Source organism: Vibrio sp. QJM3NY_27 (genome assembly GCF_057785955.1).
The window spans coordinates 109,263-127,564 of sequence record NZ_CM173511.1; the positions used below are offsets into that span (position 1 = coordinate 109,263).

General features: G+C 45.6%; 15 protein-coding genes. 9 read left to right on the plus strand and 6 right to left on the minus strand.

Translation table 11 applies throughout. From position 1 onward, the window contains the following. Positions 1 to 394: 394 nt before the first annotated feature. Positions 395 to 2,227, plus strand: a complete 1,833-nt coding sequence (typA, locus tag AC3CIA_RS00490) for a translational GTPase TypA (RefSeq protein WP_004735586.1) — start codon at positions 395 to 397, stop codon at positions 2,225 to 2,227. A gap of 360 nt (positions 2,228 to 2,587) precedes the next feature. On the opposite strand, the gene AC3CIA_RS00495 is transcribed toward typA, so the two are convergent. Both AC3CIA_RS00495 and AC3CIA_RS00500 read right to left on the minus strand, forming a co-directional pair. Next, positions 2,588 to 3,118, minus strand: coding sequence for an AAA family ATPase (locus AC3CIA_RS00495; RefSeq protein ID WP_171309065.1), 531 nt, complete (start codon positions 3,116 to 3,118; stop codon positions 2,588 to 2,590). Positions 3,119 to 3,138: 20 nt separating this feature from the next. Next, the gene (locus AC3CIA_RS00500; RefSeq protein WP_171309066.1) at positions 3,139 to 3,780 is read right to left on the minus strand and encodes a DUF2959 domain-containing protein; all 642 of its coding nucleotides are present in this window, start codon (positions 3,778 to 3,780) and stop codon (positions 3,139 to 3,141) included. Positions 3,781 to 3,985: 205 nt separating this feature from the next. Between AC3CIA_RS00500 and AC3CIA_RS00505 the strand changes: the two genes are divergently transcribed. Genes AC3CIA_RS00505 through AC3CIA_RS00515 form a run of 3 tightly spaced genes read left to right on the plus strand, consistent with a single transcriptional unit; the run spans position 3,986 to position 6,285 of the window. Further along, positions 3,986 to 4,927, plus strand: a complete 942-nt coding sequence (locus AC3CIA_RS00505) for a virulence factor BrkB family protein (protein ID WP_054542072.1) — start codon at positions 3,986 to 3,988, stop codon at positions 4,925 to 4,927. Continuing rightward, positions 4,899 to 5,333: a D-aminoacyl-tRNA deacylase gene (dtd, locus tag AC3CIA_RS00510; protein WP_004735590.1), complete on the plus strand. Its 435-nt coding sequence runs from the start codon at positions 4,899 to 4,901 to the stop codon at positions 5,331 to 5,333. The genes AC3CIA_RS00505 and dtd overlap by 29 nt, the downstream gene beginning before the upstream one ends. Positions 5,334 to 5,349: 16 nt before the next feature. Continuing rightward, positions 5,350 to 6,285 carry a bifunctional GNAT family N-acetyltransferase/hotdog fold thioesterase gene (locus AC3CIA_RS00515; protein ID WP_004735591.1) on the plus strand — a complete coding sequence of 312 codons (936 nt, stop codon included), beginning with the start codon at positions 5,350 to 5,352 and terminating at the stop codon, positions 6,283 to 6,285. A 39-nt stretch (positions 6,286 to 6,324) separates the two neighbouring features. On the opposite strand, the gene AC3CIA_RS00520 is transcribed toward AC3CIA_RS00515, so the two are convergent. The 4 genes from AC3CIA_RS00520 to hslR all read right to left on the minus strand — a co-directional run bounded on the left by AC3CIA_RS00520 (position 6,325) and on the right by hslR (position 11,710). Further along, entirely contained in the window at positions 6,325 to 8,295 is a 1,971-nt protein-coding gene (locus tag AC3CIA_RS00520) for an AsmA family protein (RefSeq protein WP_488518330.1), read from the minus strand. Between the two features lie 153 nt (positions 8,296 to 8,448). Beyond that, entirely contained in the window at positions 8,449 to 10,074 is a 1,626-nt protein-coding gene (gene pckA, locus AC3CIA_RS00525; RefSeq protein WP_017091441.1) for a phosphoenolpyruvate carboxykinase (ATP), read from the minus strand. Between the two features lie 337 nt (positions 10,075 to 10,411). Next, entirely contained in the window at positions 10,412 to 11,305 is an 894-nt protein-coding gene (gene hslO, locus AC3CIA_RS00530) for an Hsp33 family molecular chaperone HslO (protein ID WP_054547993.1), read from the minus strand. An 18-nt stretch (positions 11,306 to 11,323) separates the two neighbouring features. Next, on the minus strand, positions 11,324 to 11,710 hold the full coding sequence (gene hslR, locus AC3CIA_RS00535; RefSeq protein WP_004735595.1) for a ribosome-associated heat shock protein Hsp15: 387 nt from the start codon (positions 11,708 to 11,710) through the stop codon (positions 11,324 to 11,326). 317 nt (positions 11,711 to 12,027) lie between these two features. Here hslR and gspC point away from each other — a divergent pair, with 317 nt between their 5' ends. From gspC to gspG, 5 genes are all read left to right on the plus strand, one after another. Further along, positions 12,028 to 12,924 (plus strand): type II secretion system protein GspC, encoded by an 897-nt coding sequence (gspC, locus tag AC3CIA_RS00540; RefSeq protein ID WP_488518865.1) that lies wholly within the window; start codon positions 12,028 to 12,030, stop codon positions 12,922 to 12,924. Between the two features lie 41 nt (positions 12,925 to 12,965). Continuing rightward, positions 12,966 to 14,990 (plus strand): type II secretion system secretin GspD, encoded by a 2,025-nt coding sequence (gspD, locus tag AC3CIA_RS00545; protein WP_372192949.1) that lies wholly within the window; start codon positions 12,966 to 12,968, stop codon positions 14,988 to 14,990. Further along, the gene (gene gspE, locus AC3CIA_RS00550; protein ID WP_428785073.1) at positions 14,990 to 16,492 is read left to right on the plus strand and encodes a type II secretion system ATPase GspE; all 1,503 of its coding nucleotides are present in this window, start codon (positions 14,990 to 14,992) and stop codon (positions 16,490 to 16,492) included. Before gspD ends, gspE begins: the two co-directional genes overlap by 1 nt. Before the next feature lies 1 nt (position 16,493). Beyond that, on the plus strand, positions 16,494 to 17,714 hold the full coding sequence (gspF, locus tag AC3CIA_RS00555; RefSeq protein WP_488518331.1) for a type II secretion system inner membrane protein GspF: 1,221 nt from the start codon (positions 16,494 to 16,496) through the stop codon (positions 17,712 to 17,714). A gap of 88 nt (positions 17,715 to 17,802) precedes the next feature. Further along, positions 17,803 to 18,246 (plus strand): type II secretion system major pseudopilin GspG, encoded by a 444-nt coding sequence (gene gspG, locus AC3CIA_RS00560; RefSeq protein WP_004735601.1) that lies wholly within the window; start codon positions 17,803 to 17,805, stop codon positions 18,244 to 18,246. The last annotated feature ends 56 nt before the right edge of the window (positions 18,247 to 18,302 follow it).

An 18,302-nucleotide genomic window follows, 5' to 3' on the forward strand; every position in this document is an offset into this window, starting at 1 on the left:
ATTCTGGTTTTTGCACCAAAATGATCTCCTGGTGCACATTATTGGTGCAATTGTTTATCTGTGCACCAATATGAAACATAAGCGAGCACCATTCAGCAATGAATTGCCTAAGTTGTCAATCCACTTTTGTTATTTTGCCGGAGATTTGGCTGCCCATCTTGCGGCGGATGCTTTTTTAGAATCCTACGAATTAGACTGTTAGATACTGTATTGAATCAAAGTTAAGCGGATATGAATCGCTAATAAAGAAAAAAGCCTTGGTTGAGATCACATATTTCTGGGTTTTTGTCTAAAATCTGGTATATTATTGACCGTTTTTTAAATCAAGCTAGCGGTTATTATCCAAACTTTTGAGATAATTGACGGCTACCTTTTATGAGTGAATCGAGAATCCATGTCTACTCCACAGATTGATAAGTTAAGAAATATCGCGATCATCGCGCACGTTGACCACGGTAAAACGACTTTGGTTGATAAACTACTACAACAGTCAGGCACTCTTGAGTCTCGTGGTGAAGCTGAAGAGCGTGTCATGGATTCGAATGACATCGAAAAAGAGCGTGGCATTACAATCCTTGCTAAGAACACAGCAATTGACTGGAATGACTACCGTATCAACATCGTAGATACCCCTGGACACGCGGACTTCGGTGGTGAAGTTGAACGTATCATGTCTATGGTTGATTCAGTTCTTCTGATCGTTGATGCAGTTGATGGCCCAATGCCTCAAACTCGTTTCGTAACGCAAAAAGCTTTCGCACACGGCCTTAAGCCAATCGTTGTTATCAACAAGATTGACCGTCCTGGTGCTCGTCCTGATTGGGTTATGGACCAAGTATTTGACTTGTTCGACAACCTAGGCGCGACTGATGAGCAACTAGACTTTACTGTTGTTTACGCTTCAGCTCTAAACGGTTGGGCAACAATGGAAGAAGGCGAAGTTGGCACAGACATGGAACCATTGTTCCAAGCTGTTGTTGATACAGTAGAAGCACCTGCAGTTGACCTTGAAGGCCCACTTCAAATGCAAATTTCGCAACTTGATTACAGCTCTTACGTAGGTGTTATCGGTGTTGCTCGTGTTACTCGTGGTTCTGTTAAACCAAACCAACAAGTAACTATCGTGAATGCTGAAGGCAAAAAACGTAACGGTAAAGTAGGTACTGTACTTGGTTACCTAGGTCTTGAGCGTCACGAAGTAGAACAAGCTAACGCTGGCGACATCATTGCAATCACAGGTCTTGGTGAACTGAAAATTTCAGACACTATCTGTGACGTAAACAATGTTGAAGCAATGGAACCACTGTCTGTTGATGAACCAACAGTAACAATGACTTTCCAAGTAAACACTTCTCCGTTCGCGGGTAAAGAAGGTAAGTTTGTAACTTCACGTAACATCCTTGAGCGTCTTGAAAAAGAATTGGTTCATAACGTTGCACTACGTGTTGAAGAAACTGAAAGTCCAGACCGTTTCCGCGTATCAGGCCGTGGTGAGCTTCACCTTTCTATCCTGATCGAAAACATGCGTCGTGAAGGTTTCGAGCTAGCAGTATCTCGTCCAGAAGTAATCATCAAAGAAGAAGATGGTCAGAAAATGGAACCGTTCGAAACGGTTACTATCGATGTAGTTGAAGAGCACCAAGGTGCGATCATGGAAAGCATCGGTCTACGTAAGGGTGAGCTAACAGATATGGCACCAGATGGTAAAGGCCGTGTTCGCATGGACTTCATGATGCCTTCTCGTGGTCTTATCGGTTTCCAAACTGAATTCCTTACAATGACGTCTGGTTCTGGTCTTATTTACCACTCGTTCGATCACTACGGTCCTTACAAAGGCGGTATCATTGGTCAGCGTAACAACGGTGTTCTAATTTCGAACGCAACGGGTAAAGCACTGACTTACGCATTGTTCTTCCTTCAAGCTCGTGGTCGTCTATTCACAGAGCATGCTGATGAAGTTTATGAAGGTCAAGTAATCGGTATTCACAACCGTTCAAACGACCTGACAGTAAACTGTCTGAAAGGTAAGCAACTAACGAACGTTCGTGCATCTGGTACTGATGAAGCACAAGTTCTTTCTCCACCGATCAAGCACACTCTAGAGCAAGCTCTTGAGTTTATCGATGAAGATGAACTAGTAGAAGTAACGCCACTAAACGTACGTATCCGTAAGAAACTTCTTACTGAAAACGACCGTAAGCGTGCAGCACGTCCAGCTAAGGCTTAATTGCCAGCTGACTAGCTTCTAGCTATCAAGCAATACGTTTTAGAATAAGTAAGAAAGCCCCGAGTAGCCTAGCTACACGGGGCTTTTGTTTTATGTGATATTGAAGTAGATACGGGTAAACGAGATGCGAGATACGAAGAGCATGCTCCATACCAATTCATTGAATCGTCATTCCAGAATTGAGGGACGAGATATCTGGAATCTTTCTTTTTCGGCATACAAGAGATTCCCTATCACGCTCGTTCTTCACTGTAGGGAATGACGGTAAGTTTGTTCAGATACGGGTAAACGAGATGAGAGATACGAAGGGCGTTCAAGTCTTCGTCATCCTCAAGAGGGAGGAACGACCGAGTTGGGGAGCTAGCTTTTGATACCTAGTTGGCTTTTAACAAATAGAGCCCGCTCTTCGACTGACATAAATGGCACCTCGACCACCTCATACCCAAGCTCTTGATAGACTCTGACCAACGCGTGGTGAATCTCTAATGCCTCTTCAAGCGGATAAGGCCTAACATCATCTTGTACGTAAATAGATGCCTCAGGGCGACAGAACAAGGCTTGTGAGTGATAGCCTTGGCTAGCTTCTCGGTAGATTTTGTCAATCTCAAGGTTCGCCTGAGTTAAGTAACCGCAGATATCTGGAATGGCGCGATCGAGAAACGCAACTGGATGCTGGTTGGCCTGTTCCTTTTGCTCATTCATGACAGTGAGACACAGGCGAGCAAAGCCCGGTAGGTCTAACCAAGGTAAGATACCGTTCTCAAGTTGGCTCTGTTGTTCAATTAACTGTCGAGAAGATTCCGCGAAGGTTGGGTAACCCATGTCACCCAAGGCATTGATCAGTGTTGTCTTCCCGGCTCCGGGGCCGCCAGTAATAATGATAGGTTGCATCGTGTTCTTTATCTGTAGCGCTACTTCTGGTTCAGTTGAGCTAGGAACTTATCCGATTCTGCTATTGCAGCATTCATCTGTTCTATCGCGTAGGCGATGTCTTTTTCTAAGCTCATAAATTCGCCCTGCAACGAACCGACAGCACTCGCATTGAGGTTGTGTTTGAGATAAAGCGTATTGTCGCGAAGGGTGTTGAGTACCGGGTCCATTTTCTTCTCAGCGCGTTTCATTGCTGAAAGCATGGTCTTGTAAGACGATTGGGTTTCTCGCAGTTTTTGTTCACTCGAACGGCGCAGTGAAGCACTGGTGTAGAGGTTTAACTCGCTCTGCCACTCTGCAAACAGCGCATCTGACACGTCTTCAATCGCAGCAATGCGATCACTGACATTTTGTGCGGCTTTCTCGCTGTCTTGGTATTTATCGTTGATTTGGTTGTACATGTCTTCAAGGTCGCCGCCACTGAAGTTCGTCAGGCTACTCAAGGCTTCAAGTGCGCTAGTAAACTCTTCCTGAGCATCCTGCTGCGACTCTTTAGCGTCTTCCACTCTATCGACCATAATGTCACGCTTGTGGTAACCCACTTGCTCCATGGCGGAGTAATAAGCGGACTGGCATCCAGTAAGAGTAAAAATAGAGAGGACTATAACTATTAAATAAGGCATCCTAGTTTCCTATAGTTAAATAATATCAATCGTAGTAAATAACTGCTCAACCTAGCTTGTTAAAATGCTCGATAACGGCGTTAGAATTTTTGATTGTAGAATAACTACTTATCAAAAAAAGCTGCCTTGTTCTCAAGCCTTTTTCCTACGCTATTTTTGAACATTTACTTACTGTGATTAATACAACGGAATATTAATTAGGACTATGAACGAGTTACCAGGGAGTTACAAGTTGAAGATAAAAAACGCAGTCACAGGAAGCATCCAGTTTTCCCGCTATCTTTTGGCGCGAATGACGCACGATAGGGTCAATGTGAATGCGGGTTACTTGGCGTACATTACTTTGCTCTCGATCGTACCGATGTTGACGGTTTTGCTCTCTATCTTATCGTCATTTTCAGTCTTTGCTGATGTTGGCCTAGTGATTCAAAACTTCGTTATTACCAACTTTGTTCCAGCATCTGGGGATGCGGTGCATGGTGCTCTACTAGAGTTCGTTGCCAATACCGGCAAGATGACGGCGGTGGGCAGTGTGTTCTTATTCATTGCGGCATTGATGCTGATCTCCAACATCGATAAGAATCTAAACTACATCTGGCGAGTAACAGAAAAGCGTCGGGCCGTGTTGTCCTTTTCAATGTATTGGATGGTGCTAACGCTTGGACCTATTTTGATTGGGGCGAGCATTGCTGCAACGTCGTATGTGACATCATTGAACTTGTTACAAAACGAAGTCGTGTCGAGTGCCTTTAATACCGTGATTCGCAAGCTCCCTTTGATTACCTCATTCTTTGCGTTTTTCGGTCTGTACCTGTTGGTTCCCAACAAAAAGATACACTTTTCTCATGCGGCAGCGGGCTCTTTGGTTGCGGCTCTGTTGTTCGAACTCAGTAAGAAAGGCTTTGCGGCTTACATTACTCAATTCCCCTCTTACCAGTTGATTTATGGCGCATTAGCGGCGATTCCCATTCTTTTTGTCTGGGTGTATTTGTGCTGGTTGATTGTGTTGGTGGGTGCCGAGGTGACGGCCGCGTTGGGCGAGCAGGAACAGTGGAGTGACTCGCAAGAAATGGTACACTCGTCGGATAAAGACAAAATCACAGAGCAAGGAAACAACAGTGATAGCACTGATCCAGAGAGTAAGTGAAGCTGCCGTCCGTGTTGATGGCGAAGTAGTGGGTGAGATTGAGCAAGGCTTATTGGTTCTGTTAGGCGTAGAAAAAGGTGATGACGAAGCCAAAGCCAAACGTTTGATGGAACGAGTGACCACTTATCGTGTCTTTGGAGATGAAGACGATAAAATGAATCTCAATGTAAAGCAGGTAGAAGGTAAGGTATTAGTGGTTTCTCAATTCACTCTGCCAGCTGATACTAAGAAAGGCACACGAGCAGGATTTTCTCGCGGTGCTCACCCAGAAGATGCAGAGCGTCTTTACAACTATTTCTCTGACCAGTGTGAATCAGTGTTACCAACGGAACGTGGCCGATTTGCAGCCGACATGAAAGTGTCTTTGGTTAATGATGGCCCAGTAACATTCTGGCTGCAAGTTTAGGCTTAAAGGAATAAGCATGTTTAAACTCATAACACCGACCACCGAAAATCAACTGAACAAGTATTACCATTTTCGCTGGCAGATGCTCCGTGAACCTTGGCGAATGCCGGTAGGTTCAGAGCGCGATGAATACGATGCCATGAGTCACCATCGCATGATTGTCGATGGTCGAGGTCGCCCGATGGCGATTGGTCGTCTCTATATCACCCCAGATCTAGAGGGGCAGATTCGCTATATGGCGGTGAAGAAATCTCGCCAGAGTAAAGGCATGGGCTCACTTATCTTGGTTGCGCTAGAGTCACTGGCACGTCAAGAAGGGGCGAAGCGTTTGGTGTGTAATGCACGTGAAGATGCGATCTCATTCTATGAGAAGAATGAGTTTGAACGTCGAGGTGAAATTAACGATCAACGCGGCCCTGTGCGTCACCAACAGATGGTGAAACCTCTTGACCCAATGGCTGATGTACTGCGCAAACCAGAATGGTGTAATGAGCTTCAGCAGCGTTGGGAAAATCAGATCCCGATCAGTGACAAAATGGGCATCAAGATTAACCAATACACGGGTTATCAGTTTGAGTGTAGCGCTCAGTTGAATCCCAACCTTAACCCTCATAACACCATGTTTGCTGGCTCCGCCTTTACCTTGGCGACTCTAACGGGTTGGGGAATGACTTGGTTACTGATGAAAGAGCGTGGGCTGACCGGTGATATCGTACTGGCAGACAGTAATATTCGTTATCGTCATCCCGTCGAGCAAAACCCAGTCGCATCTACGTCATTGGATGGGATCAGTGGCGATTTAGATCGCCTCGCGTCTGGCAGAAAAGCTCGCATCATCATTCATGTGACCATTAACAGTGGCGATGTGGAAGCGGTCGAGTTTACGGGAACCTATATGCTGATCCCTGACTACAAAAAGCGATTATCAACAGACTCCAACGTAAGCGTATAGCTGACACTGGCTAACAGATACAGATACAGATAGAAGGCGCTACTCCTGTGGAGTGGCGCTTTTTTGTTGGCAGTCGTTACTCTCGGAATACTCTGCTTGGGTGAGCTTTCCTGATATTTGGTGGCATTGATCCGATAAGGAAATAGAGAGAGTGTGTTGCTCGATCTTAAGCAAATCGAGCTCTCCAGAGACCTCACCGTTGAGCGTTTGAACTCTTTGTGTACCTTGCTCTGCTGCGGACGCACCAATAATGTGCATTGGTTCAAGAGTGAAGCGACCACGGTCAAAATTCGCATTAAGCTCTGGGATTTCAAACACGTTATTGGTCGATGTTTCAGAAAGCTTATCGTTAAAGGTCATCATACCTTGGCGAACACTGCCAGTGAGTTGCCCTGTGGTTGAGTAACCGAGCATCAAGGAATCGCCATACAAGCCTGCGGCTTGAAGTTCAAACTCACCATAGCCCGTTGCATCGAGCGGTAATTCGAGTTGCTGCAGCATGGGTGCTATGGGTAACCCGTCGGCAGAGATATCTAAGCTCCATGGCTTACTGATTTGGTTGAAGTCGAGTGTCGCATTGGCTTCAATATAGCCGTGCTTTAGTGGCATAAACAGGCGTGTCAGCGTCCATTTTCCTTGTTCGCTATTCATTTCAACTACGGGTTGAACACTGACAATATTTTGATAGCTTGCATCGTTGGCGCTAACCATCAACTTGCCTTGCCACAGTCCTAACTTTCTCTGTTGCAGCAGCTGAACCTGATGTCCTTCTACATGCAGCCCTGAGACCTGCCAGTAGGGTTTGGTTGCGAGTTGGATAAGTTGGCTACGTTCTATATTAAGTCGGTCAATAGAGGCTTGCTGAAGCTGTGTCAGCCAAGGCAATAGGCGAGCGGATGGTAGAACTTTATTTTTGCTTTCCGTAATCCACTTTATGCCTTGCAGGTCGAGCTGCGCTAATTGAATGCTGTTAGGGGTTACTTCGCCATTAAGTTGAATACTGCCTTGTAAGAATTGAGTATAGAAATCTTCAATCAGAATCTGGTTCGGATCTAAATTGAGCTTGATACTTGGCTCTATGAACATGTCATCATCAATGGTCACTCCCTCTGCTTGCAGAGAGAAAATGGCCTTCTGTTGCTTCCACAGCTCAAAAGGCAGTTGGATATTTTCTAGTGACGCATCAAAAGCGGTTAAGTGGCCATCTTGCCATTCCACGTCGCTGCGCAGAATATCTAAGCTATTGATGTGATTGATCTGAATACCTGCGACATCCCACTCTTTGCTTAGTAGGCTTTGGGTCTGTTTCTGATTGAGTCGTAAGCTATCGACGGTCACATTCACCAACGACCAATCTTGCTGATACTGCTCTGCTTGTCCTGAAATCTTGGCACCGCGCCAGTCGAATGAAGCGCCATACAGAGTGCTATCACTGGGTTTTAGGTCTAGATCAATCAGAAGGTTATCGAAGGCTTCACCTTGCCAGTAAAGTTGCGTGGCGGTGAGTTGAGTTTTTCCATAAGGCAGCAATGCGTTGTTGTCATCCCACGTTGGATCGGAGATCTGGAGGTCGATGCCTCGCGCATTAAAGTCTGGGGTCGAAAAGTCGAGATTATTGATGGCTAGCTGATGGAGCTTGATGTTTGGTTGGGTGAATAACGGCGTGAATGTCTCTAGATCGCTTATCTCCAACTGTAGGCCACTGATCAAGACGGAGTCCAAGACCAGTTTAGCTTCTGTAATCGAGCTGGGACTGAACCAAAGATCGATCTTGTCGATATAGAGAGGTTTTTGTTTATCAGGTTGGCTTTGGGTAATGCCCATCAAGGTGATGTGATAAGGCGCCTGATACTCAACGTCTTCAATGAGTATAGGTTGTTCAAGCGTATGCTTGATAAAAAAGTTAGCAACATCCGATCGGTATTGAGTTTGTAGGCTTAATAACAACGCTGCGATAGTCGCAACGATGATGGCCACCACAATGCCAATCACCATGAATACCTTTTTCATTCCCTGAAAGCCTTAAATTTCAATAGTCTCAAAACAGAGTGGAACAAAAAGGGGCAAGCAGCAACAAAAAAGCCCCTCAAAAGAGGGGCTTGCTACAAAAATATCACTTTAAATTGGGCGTTCGCTTTTGGCTTGGCCCGAGCAGATGTTGGGTTAGTCTAGTTGAGGGCCTGCCGCAACCAGTGACTTACCTTCAGCATTGTCTGTGTACTTATCAAAGTTGTTGATGAAGCGCTCTGCTAGATCTTTCGCTTTGCTTTCCCATTGTAGTGGGTCAGTGTAAGTATCACGTGGGTCAAGAATCGCTGGGTCAACATCGTGCAACGCTAGCGGTACTTCTAGGTTAAACATAGGGATAACCTTAGTTTCAGCTTGGTCGATTGAGCCATCTAGGATAGCGTCGATGATGCCACGAGTATCTTGGATTGAGATACGTTTACCTGTGCCATTCCAACCTGTGTTCACTAGGTAAGCTTCAGCGCCAGCTGCTTCCATACGCTTCACAAGCACTTCAGCGTACTGAGTTGGGTGAAGAGTTAAGAATGCTGCACCAAATGCCGCAGAGAACGTTGGTGTTGGTTCAGTAATACCGCGCTCTGTACCTGCTAGCTTAGCTGTGAAGCCAGATAGGAAGTGGTACTTAGTTTGCTCCGGAGTCAGCTTAGATACTGGTGGTAGCACACCAAACGCATCCGCTGTTAGGAAGATAACTTTTTGAGCGTGACCTGCTTTTGATACTGGCTTAACAATGTTGTCGATGTGGTGAATCGGGTAAGAAACACGAGTGTTTTCTGTTTTTGAACCGTCATCGAAATCGATAGAACCATCACCACGAACCGTTACGTTTTCTAGCAGTGCATCGCGACGGATTGCATTGTAGATTTCTGGTTCTGCTTCTTTAGATAGACGAATAGTCTTCGCGTAACAACCACCTTCGAAGTTGAAGATACCATCGTCATCCCAACCGTGCTCATCATCACCGATTAGCTCACGCTTAGGATCGGTTGATAGGGTTGTTTTACCTGTACCAGACAGGCCGAAGAAGATGGCTACATCGCCTTTCTCGCCAACGTTAGCACTACAGTGCATTGAAGCAATGCCTTGCAGAGGAAGCAGGTAGTTCATCATTGCGAACATGCCTTTCTTCATCTCACCGCCGTACCAAGTACCACCGATGATTTGAACGCGCTCTGTTAGGTTGAAAGCAACGAAGTTCTCAGAGTTTAGCCCCTGTTTTTCCCAGTTAGGGTTAGTTGTTTTAGCACCGTTCATTACCACGAAATCAGGTTCGAACGTTGCTAGCTCTTCGTCAGTTGGACGAATGAACATGTTCTTAACGAAGTGCGCTTGCCACGCTACTTCAGTGATAATACGCACACTTAAACGCGTATCTGGGTTAGCACCACAATAACCGTCGATGACAAACAGGCGCTTGCCAGATAGCTGAGTTGTCACAAGCTCTTTCAGCTCACTCCAAACTTCAGTTGTAATCGGTTTGTTGTCATTTTTGCCTTGATCTGACCACCACATGGTATCGCGCGTAGTGTCATCTTTAACAATGTACTTATCTTTTGGTGAGCGGCCAGTAAAGATACCAGTGTCAACCGCAACAGAGCCTAGTTCCGTTACTACGCCTTTTTCGTAGCCTTCCAAACCTGGCAGTGTCTCTTCAACGAATAACTGCTCGTAGCTAGGATTACGAAGAACTTCAGTAACGCCAGTCAGTCCGTGCTTAGTTAGATCAATTTGTGCAGCCTTAGTATGTTCCATAACGGTCATAGGTGCTCCTTGTAGGATATTTTGTAGGGATTTTGTATTAATTTTTTATTGTTATCTGCTCACCATGCTAGCAACGAGACTCTGGGGAAACAGGGATACAGCTCAAAAAGTATCCATATTAATCTTGGGGTTTTAAGCGTCTCGTCACATATTGGCCTAACTAGTCTATCCTGTACGCAAACCTTTGCGCTAGGGGCGAGAACATTATTAATTGATTAAAATTAAGCGGTGATTTTATTACGAGATGTTACGGAGTTTGCGCTATTTTGATCACAAAAAAGGCCAGCTTAGTGCTGACCTTTGTGGGGTAAATTACGTGTTTTTGGTACGCTGTAAATTAATGAACCGTATTGTCGCCTTTATCTGCTGCTTCTGCGTACAGTGCATCAACGTCGCCCTTATCGAACGAGTAGTTTGTGCCACAGTAATCACAGTGAAGAGCAACACTACCTTCCGTACTCAGGATGTCGTAGATCTCCTCTTGAGCAACGGTAATGATAGCGGCACCACTGCGTTCACGAGAACAACCACAGAAGAACTCGACAGGTTGAGGGGTAAATACCTGAACCTTCTCTTGGTTATATAGGCGGTATAACAAATCATTCGCTTCTAGAGAGAATAGCTCTTCGTTTTTAACCGTGTCAGTTAACTGCTCCAGGTGCTCGAAGTCATCTGGCGTGCCGGTGCCGTCTGGCATAACCTGCAGTAACATACCTGCAGCGTGTGCTTTGCCTTCATGTTCACCCGTACGTAGCCACAGACGAGTCTTAAGCTGTTCTGAGTTAGCAAAGTAACCTTCAAGAACGTCAGCAAGTGTTTCGCCTTCAAGACCAACGATACCTTGGTAACGCTCACCTTTTTTAGGATCGATAGTGATCACTAGGTGGCCTTTACCTATAAGGTCGTGCAGGCCAGCGTCGTCAGCAATATCACCGTCAAAGCGCGCAACACCACGAATCTTCTGATCGTTATCGCCATTAATAACAGCGAGAGATACTGGGCCATCACCTTGCAGTTGCATCGTGATAGAGCCTTCAAACTTTAGCGTCGCCGTTAGCAGCGTCGTTGAAACCAGTAGCTCACCCAACAGCTTTTGTACTGGCGCTGGGTATTCCTTGCTAGAAATAATCTGTTGGTACGCTTCGTTCATCTGTACCAATTCACCACGTACTGATAGGTCTTCAAATAGGTAGCGATTTAAAACATTACTTGTAGACATTGGGTCTGCCATTTGGCTATTCCTTCTAGCTTATTGAGTCTTGAACTTGATGATGTCACGACGTTGCTTTTTATCTGGGCGACGTTCTGGTGCTGGGCTATGAGCATTTAGCTTGCGCTGTTGTGCAAACTCTTCTCTTTTTGCCAAGCTTTCGGTGGTTTCTTCATAGAGGGTTTGAGCGACTGGCGCCCCGCCACGGTGTGCGGATATTTTCTCTATGGTGACCGTCTTTTCTTCATTCCCTTGGCGCAGGGTAATCACTGCCCCAAGTTCTACGATTTTGCTGGGTTTACTGCGCTGACCATTATAGTGGACTTTGCCACCATCGACCATGTTGCGAGCAATTGAACGAGTTTTATAAAAGCGTGCTGCCCACAACCATTTATCGAGTCTGACAGCTTCATTAGTCGTTTTCATATAGGACAGTGCCTTTTCAGTTAGAAATGAATGCGGTTTAACTGTTATTCACAGTATGCAACTTATTTTATTTGATGACGCTTATCACATTTAGTAGAAGCTTATGTGGAGGCGATTGGCTTTTTTTTCAAGGAAGATTACAAAATAGCTCAGGTAATGCCGATTTATAGATTTGCTATGATATAGTTCAGGATCTTATGCTTTTAATAAGCAGGAACAGAATTTATGAACAAAAAAGCTGATAGTTTAGTAGGTTACAGCTTTATTCGTTATAGAAAGGGTTAGGGAACGTGAACTTTTTAGAGCTCAAACTTCGCATGGATAACTCTCCGGTGCTGAGCCGATTTTTAGAGAATGGATTTTTACTCCAGCAGAAACTGAGCCTTGTTCTTTGTTGTGTGTTGATCGCAGCTTCCGCATGGATTTTAGGACAGCTTGCATGGTTTATTGAACCTGCTGAGCAAACCGTCGTGCCATGGGCTGCAACGGCTTCCTCGTCTTCAACGCCTCAATCGACTCTTGATATCTCTTCTTTGCAGCAGAGCAACATGTTTGGTGCTTATAACCCAACCACGCCTGCTGTGGTTGAGCAGCAAGTTATCCAAGATGCGCCAAAGACGCGACTGAACCTCGTTTTAGTGGGCGCTGTCGCCAGCTCTAATCCAAAACTGAGCTTGGCGGTGATTGCCAATCGCGGCACACAAGCGACCTACGGAATTAACGAAGAGATTGAAGGCACTAGAGCTAAGCTCAAGGCCGTATTGGTCGATCGTGTGATCATCGATAACTCTGGGCGAGACGAAACCCTGATGCTTGAAGGTATTGAGTACAAGCGTTTGTCTGTATCAGCGCCTGCGCCACCTCGTACCTCTTCTTCTGTGCGTGGCAACAACCCAGCTTCTACAGAAGAGAAGCTAGATGAAATTAAAGCGAAGATAATGAAAGATCCGCAACAAATCTTCCAATATGTTCGACTGTCTCAGGTGAAACGCGACGATAAAGTGATTGGTTATCGTGTGAGCCCTGGCAAAGATTCAGAACTTTTTAACTCTGTTGGGCTCCAAAACGGAGATATTGCGACTCAGTTAAATGGACAAGACCTGACAGACCCTGCTGCTATGGGCAACATATTCCGTTCTATCTCAGAGCTGACAGAGCTAAACCTCGTCGTCGAGAGAGATGGTCAACAACATGAAGTGTTTATTGAATTTTAAAACTTTGCGTCTAACGAAGGACGAAAGTGTAGGAGAAGTACGTGAAGCATTGGTTTAAGAAAAGTGCATGGTTATTGGCAGGAAGCTTAATCTGCACACCCGCAGCCATCGCGAGTGATTTTAGTGCCAGCTTTAAAGGCACTGATATTCAAGAGTTTATTAATATTGTTGGTCGTAACCTAGAGAAGACGATCATCGTTGACCCTTCGGTGCGCGGAAAAATCGATGTACGCAGCTACGACGTACTCAATGAAGAGCAATATTACAGCTTCTTCCTAAACGTATTGGAAGTGTATGGCTACGCGGTTGTCGAAATGGACTCGGGTGTTCTTAAGATCATCAAGGCCAAGGATTCGAAAACATCGGCAATTCCAGTCGTTGGAGACAGTGATACGATCAAAGGCGACAACGTGGTGACACGTGTTGTAACGGTTCGTAATGTTTCAGTACGTGAACTTTCTCCTCTGCTTCGTCAACTAAACGACAATGCAGGCGCGGGTAACGTTGTGCACTACGACCCAGCCAACATCATCCTTATTACAGGCCGAGCGGCGGTAGTAAACCGTTTAGCTGAAATCATCAAGCGCGTTGACCAAGCGGGTGATAAAGAGATTGAAGTCGTTGAGCTAAAGAATGCCTCTGCGGCAGAAATGGTACGTATCGTTGATGCGTTAAGCAAAACCACAGATGCTAAAAACACACCTGCTTTCCTACAACCTAAATTAGTTGCTGATGAGCGTACCAATGCGATTCTTATCTCAGGCGACCCTAAGGTGCGTAGCCGTTTAAGAAGGCTGATTGAACAGCTTGATGTTGAAATGGCAACCAAGGGCAATAATCAAGTTATTTACCTTAAATACGCAAAAGCCGAAGATTTAGTCGATGTACTGAAAGGCGTGTCGGACAACCTGCAATCAGAGAAGCAAACATCAACCAAAGGCAGTTCATCGCAACGCAACCAAGTGATGATCTCCGCTCACAGCGACACCAACTCTCTGGTTATTACCGCTCAGCCGGACATCATGAATGCGCTACAAGACGTGATCGCACAGCTGGATATTCGTCGTGCTCAAGTATTGATTGAAGCACTAATTGTCGAGATGGCAGAGGGTGACGGTATTAACCTTGGTGTGCAATGGGGTTCTCTAGAGAATGGTGGAGCGATTCAGTTCTCTAATGGTGGGCCAAAAATTGGTGAAGTAATGGTGGGTCTCGAAGAAGCGAAAGATTCGACGACAACTAAAGCTGTTTATGATTCTGATGGTAATTTTTTACGCAATGAGAATACTACCGAAGAGGGTGATTATAGTACATTAGCATCTGCTTTAGGTGGCTTAAATGGGGCAGCATTGCCAATTGTTATGGGAGACTGGACAGCACTGATTAGTGCGGTTTCGACTGATTCGAATTCCAACATTTTGTCTTCTCCAAGTATTACCGTGATGGATAATGGAGAGGCTTCGTTCATTGTGGGTGAAGAAGTGCCAGTTCTAACCGGTTCTACTGCGGGTTCAAGCAACGACAATCCATTCCAAACGGTTGAACGTAAAGAAGTGGGTATCAAGCTTAAGGTCGTGCCACAAATCAATGAAGGTAACTCAGTACAACTAAATATTGAACAAGAAGTATCGAATGTGTTGGGTGCAAATGGTGCGGTTGATGTTCGTTTTGCTAAGCGTCAACTGAACACGTCCGTTATCATTGAAGATGGTCAGATGCTGGTGCTGGGTGGTTTGATTGATGAGCGCGCACTGGAAAGTGAAGCTAAGGTCCCATTCTTGGGTGATATCCCATTTCTTGGTTACCTGTTCAAATCAACCAGTACTCAGGTTGAGAAAAAGAACCTAATGGTCTTCATCAAACCAACCATTATTCGTGATGGTATGACAGCTGATGGTATCACCCAGCGTAAATACAACTTCATCCGTGCTGAGCAGTTGTACAAGGCTGAGCAAGGGCTGAAATTAATGGCAGACGATAACATCCCGGTATTGCCTAAATTTGGTGCCGACATGAATCACCCGGCTGAAATTCAAGCCTTCATTGATCAAATGGAACAAGAATAATGGCTGAATTGGTAGGGACGGCACGTACTTATCAGCGCTTGCCGTTTAGCTTTGCGAATCGCTATAAGATGGTGTTGGAGTATCAACATCCAGAGCGCGCACCGATACTTTATTATGTTGAGCCACTGAAATCGGCGGCGATCATTGAAGTGAGTCGTGTTGTGAAAAATGGTTTCACGCCACAAGCGATTACTCTCGATGAGTTTGATAAAAAACTGACCGATGCTTATCAGCGTGACTCTTCAGAAGCTCGTCAGCTCATGGAAGACATTGGTGCTGATAGTGATGATTTCTTCTCACTAGCGGAAGAACTGCCTCAAGACGAAGACTTACTTGAATCAGAAGATGATGCACCAATCATCAAGTTAATCAATGCGATGCTGGGTGAGGCGATCAAAGAGGGTGCTTCGGATATACACATCGAAACCTTTGAGAAGTCGTTGTCGATTCGTTTCCGTGTTGATGGTGTGCTGCGTGATGTTTTAGCGCCAAGCCGTAAACTGGCTCCGTTATTGGTTTCGCGTGTCAAGGTTATGGCTAAATTGGACATTGCGGAAAAACGCGTGCCACAGGATGGTCGTATTTCTCTGCGTATTGGTGGCCGAGCGGTTGATGTTCGTGTTTCAACCATGCCTTCTTCGCACGGTGAGCGTGTGGTAATGCGTCTGTTGGACAAAAACGCCACTCGTCTAGACTTGCACAGTTTAGGTATGACAGCAGAAAACCATGAAAACTTCCGTAAGCTGATTCAGCGCCCACACGGCATTATCTTGGTGACCGGCCCGACAGGTTCAGGTAAATCGACGACCTTGTACGCTGGTCTGCAAGAACTCAACAGTAATGAACGAAACATTTTAACCGTTGAAGACCCAATCGAATTCGATATTGATGGCATTGGTCAAACACAAGTGAACCCTAAGGTTGATATGACCTTTGCGCGAGGCTTACGTGCCATTCTTCGTCAAGATCCTGATGTGGTTATGATTGGTGAGATACGTGATTTGGAGACCGCTGAGATCGCTGTTCAAGCTTCTTTAACGGGTCACTTAGTTATGTCGACCCTTCACACCAATACAGCAATCGGTGCGATCACGCGTCTACGTGATATGGGCATTGAACCTTTCTTAATCTCTTCTTCGCTGCTGGGTGTTTTGGCTCAGCGCTTGGTTCGTACTTTATGTAACGAATGTAAAGAACCTTATGAAGCCGATAAAGAGCAGAAGAAACTGTTTGGGTTGAAGAAGAAAGAAAGCCTGACGCTTTACCATGCCAAAGGTTGTGAAGAGTGTGGCCATAAGGGATACAGAGGCCGTACCGGTATTCATGAGCTGCTGATGATTGATGATTCAGTACAAGAGTTGATTCACAGTGAAGCGGGTGAACAGGCGATTGAAAAAGCAATTCGTGGCACAACACCAAGTATTCGAGATGATGGCTTGAGCAAAGTTCTGAAAGGGGTAACGTCCCTAGAAGAAGTGATGCGTGTGACCAAGGAAGTCTAGTATGGCGGCATTTGAATACAAAGCATTGGATGCCAAAGGCAAAAGTAAAAAAGGCTCTATTGAAGCAGATAATGCTCGTCAGGCTCGCCAAAGAATAAAAGAACTTGGCTTGATGCCGGTTGAGATGACCGAGGCTAAAGCAAAAACAACGAAAGGTGCTCAGCCGTCGACCAGCTTTAAACGCGGCATTAGTACGCCTGATTTGGCTTTGATTACTCGTCAGATATCAACGCTCGTTCAGTCTGGTATGCCGTTGGAAGAGTGTTTGAAGGCTGTAGCCGAGCAATCTGAAAAGCCACGTATTCGAACGATGTTGTTGGCAGTTCGCTCTAAGGTGACGGAAGGTTATTCGTTAGCGGACAGTCTGTCTGATTTCCCTCACATCTTCGATGAGCTATTTAGAGCCATGGTTGCAGCTGGTGAGAAATCTGGCCACTTAGATGCGGTATTGGAACGACTGGCTGACTACGCTGAGAATCGTCAGAAAATGCGCTCTAAGCTGCTGCAAGCGATGATCTACCCAATCGTGCTGGTGGTGTTTGCGGTGACGATTGTTTCGTTCCTACTAGCAACGGTAGTGCCTAAGATCGTTGAGCCGATTATTCAGATGGGCCAAGAACTTCCTCAATCGACACAATTTTTATTAGCATCGAGTGAATTTATCCAGAATTGGGGCATCCAATTACTGTTGTTGACCATTGGTGTGATTGTTCTGGTTAAGACCGCGCTGAAAAAACCGGGCGTTCGCATGAGCTGGGATCGCAAATTATTGAGCATCCCGTTGATCGGCAAGATAGCGAAAGGGATCAATACCTCTCGTTTTGCACGAACACTCTCTATCTGTACCTCGAGTGCGATTCCTATCCTTGAAGGGATGAAGGTCGCGGTAGATGTGATGTCGAATCATCACGTGAAACAACAAGTATTACAGGCATCAGATAGCGTTAGAGAAGGGGCAAGCCTGCGTAAAGCGCTTGATCAAACCAAACTCTTTCCCCCGATGATGCTGCATATGATCGCCAGTGGTGAGCAGAGCGGCCAATTGGAACAGATGCTGACAAGAGCGGCTGATAACCAAGACCAAAGTTTTGAGTCGACCGTAAACATCGCCTTAGGCATTTTTACCCCAGCGCTTATCGCTTTGATGGCAGGCTTAGTGCTGTTCATTGTGATGGCGACGCTGATGCCGATGCTTGAAATGAATAATTTGATGAGCGGTTAATCAGTCGCTCATAGGACGTTAGTTTTTGGATTATCGAGACGAAGGACATCATTACCTTCAACTCGCTGTCTGTAATTTGGAGAAAATAATGAAAAATAAAATGAAAAAACAGTCAGGCTTTACCCTATTAGAAGTCATGGTTGTTGTCGTTATCCTTGGTGTTTTAGCAAGTTTTGTTGTGCCTAACCTGTTGGGCAACAAAGAGAAGGCGGATCAACAAAAAGCCATCACTGATATCGTGGCGCTAGAGAACGCGCTCGACATGTACAAACTGGATAACAGCGTTTACCCAACAACGGATCAAGGCCTTGACGGGTTGGTGACAAAGCCAAGCAGCCCAGAGCCTCGTAATTACCGAGACGGCGGTTACATCAAGCGTCTACCTAACGACCCATGGGGCAATGAGTACCAATACCTAAGTCCTGGCGATAACGGCACAATTGATATCTTCACTCTTGGCGCAGATGGTCAAGAAGGTGGTGAAGGTATTGCTGCGGATATCGGCAACTGGAACATGCAGGACTTCCAATAAGCTTCGGCTTGTTGTCGGTTGATACGTTCCTGTTGTTTGATTCGTTATTGTCGCTT

Coding starts and splice junctions, on each gene's coding strand:
- pckA (WP_017091441.1), bottom strand. CDS start 10,074: ATGACCGTTATGGAACATACTAAGGCTGCACAAATTGATCTAACTAAG.
- gspC (WP_488518865.1), top strand. CDS start 12,028: ATGGATAACTCTCCGGTGCTGAGCCGATTTTTAGAGAATGGATTTTTA.
- AC3CIA_RS00500 (WP_171309066.1), bottom strand. CDS start 3,780: ATGCCTTATTTAATAGTTATAGTCCTCTCTATTTTTACTCTTACTGGA.
- gspG (WP_004735601.1), top strand. CDS start 17,803: ATGAAAAATAAAATGAAAAAACAGTCAGGCTTTACCCTATTAGAAGTC.
- hslR (WP_004735595.1), bottom strand. CDS start 11,710: ATGAAAACGACTAATGAAGCTGTCAGACTCGATAAATGGTTGTGGGCA.
- gspF (WP_488518331.1), top strand. CDS start 16,494: ATGGCGGCATTTGAATACAAAGCATTGGATGCCAAAGGCAAAAGTAAA.
- gspE (WP_428785073.1), top strand. CDS start 14,990: ATGGCTGAATTGGTAGGGACGGCACGTACTTATCAGCGCTTGCCGTTT.
- AC3CIA_RS00495 (WP_171309065.1), bottom strand. CDS start 3,118: ATGCAACCTATCATTATTACTGGCGGCCCCGGAGCCGGGAAGACAACA.
- hslO (WP_054547993.1), bottom strand. CDS start 11,305: ATGGCAGACCCAATGTCTACAAGTAATGTTTTAAATCGCTACCTATTT.
- AC3CIA_RS00505 (WP_054542072.1), top strand. CDS start 3,986: ATGAACGAGTTACCAGGGAGTTACAAGTTGAAGATAAAAAACGCAGTC.
- typA (WP_004735586.1), top strand. CDS start 395: ATGTCTACTCCACAGATTGATAAGTTAAGAAATATCGCGATCATCGCG.
- AC3CIA_RS00520 (WP_488518330.1), bottom strand. CDS start 8,295: ATGAAAAAGGTATTCATGGTGATTGGCATTGTGGTGGCCATCATCGTT.
- AC3CIA_RS00515 (WP_004735591.1), top strand. CDS start 5,350: ATGTTTAAACTCATAACACCGACCACCGAAAATCAACTGAACAAGTAT.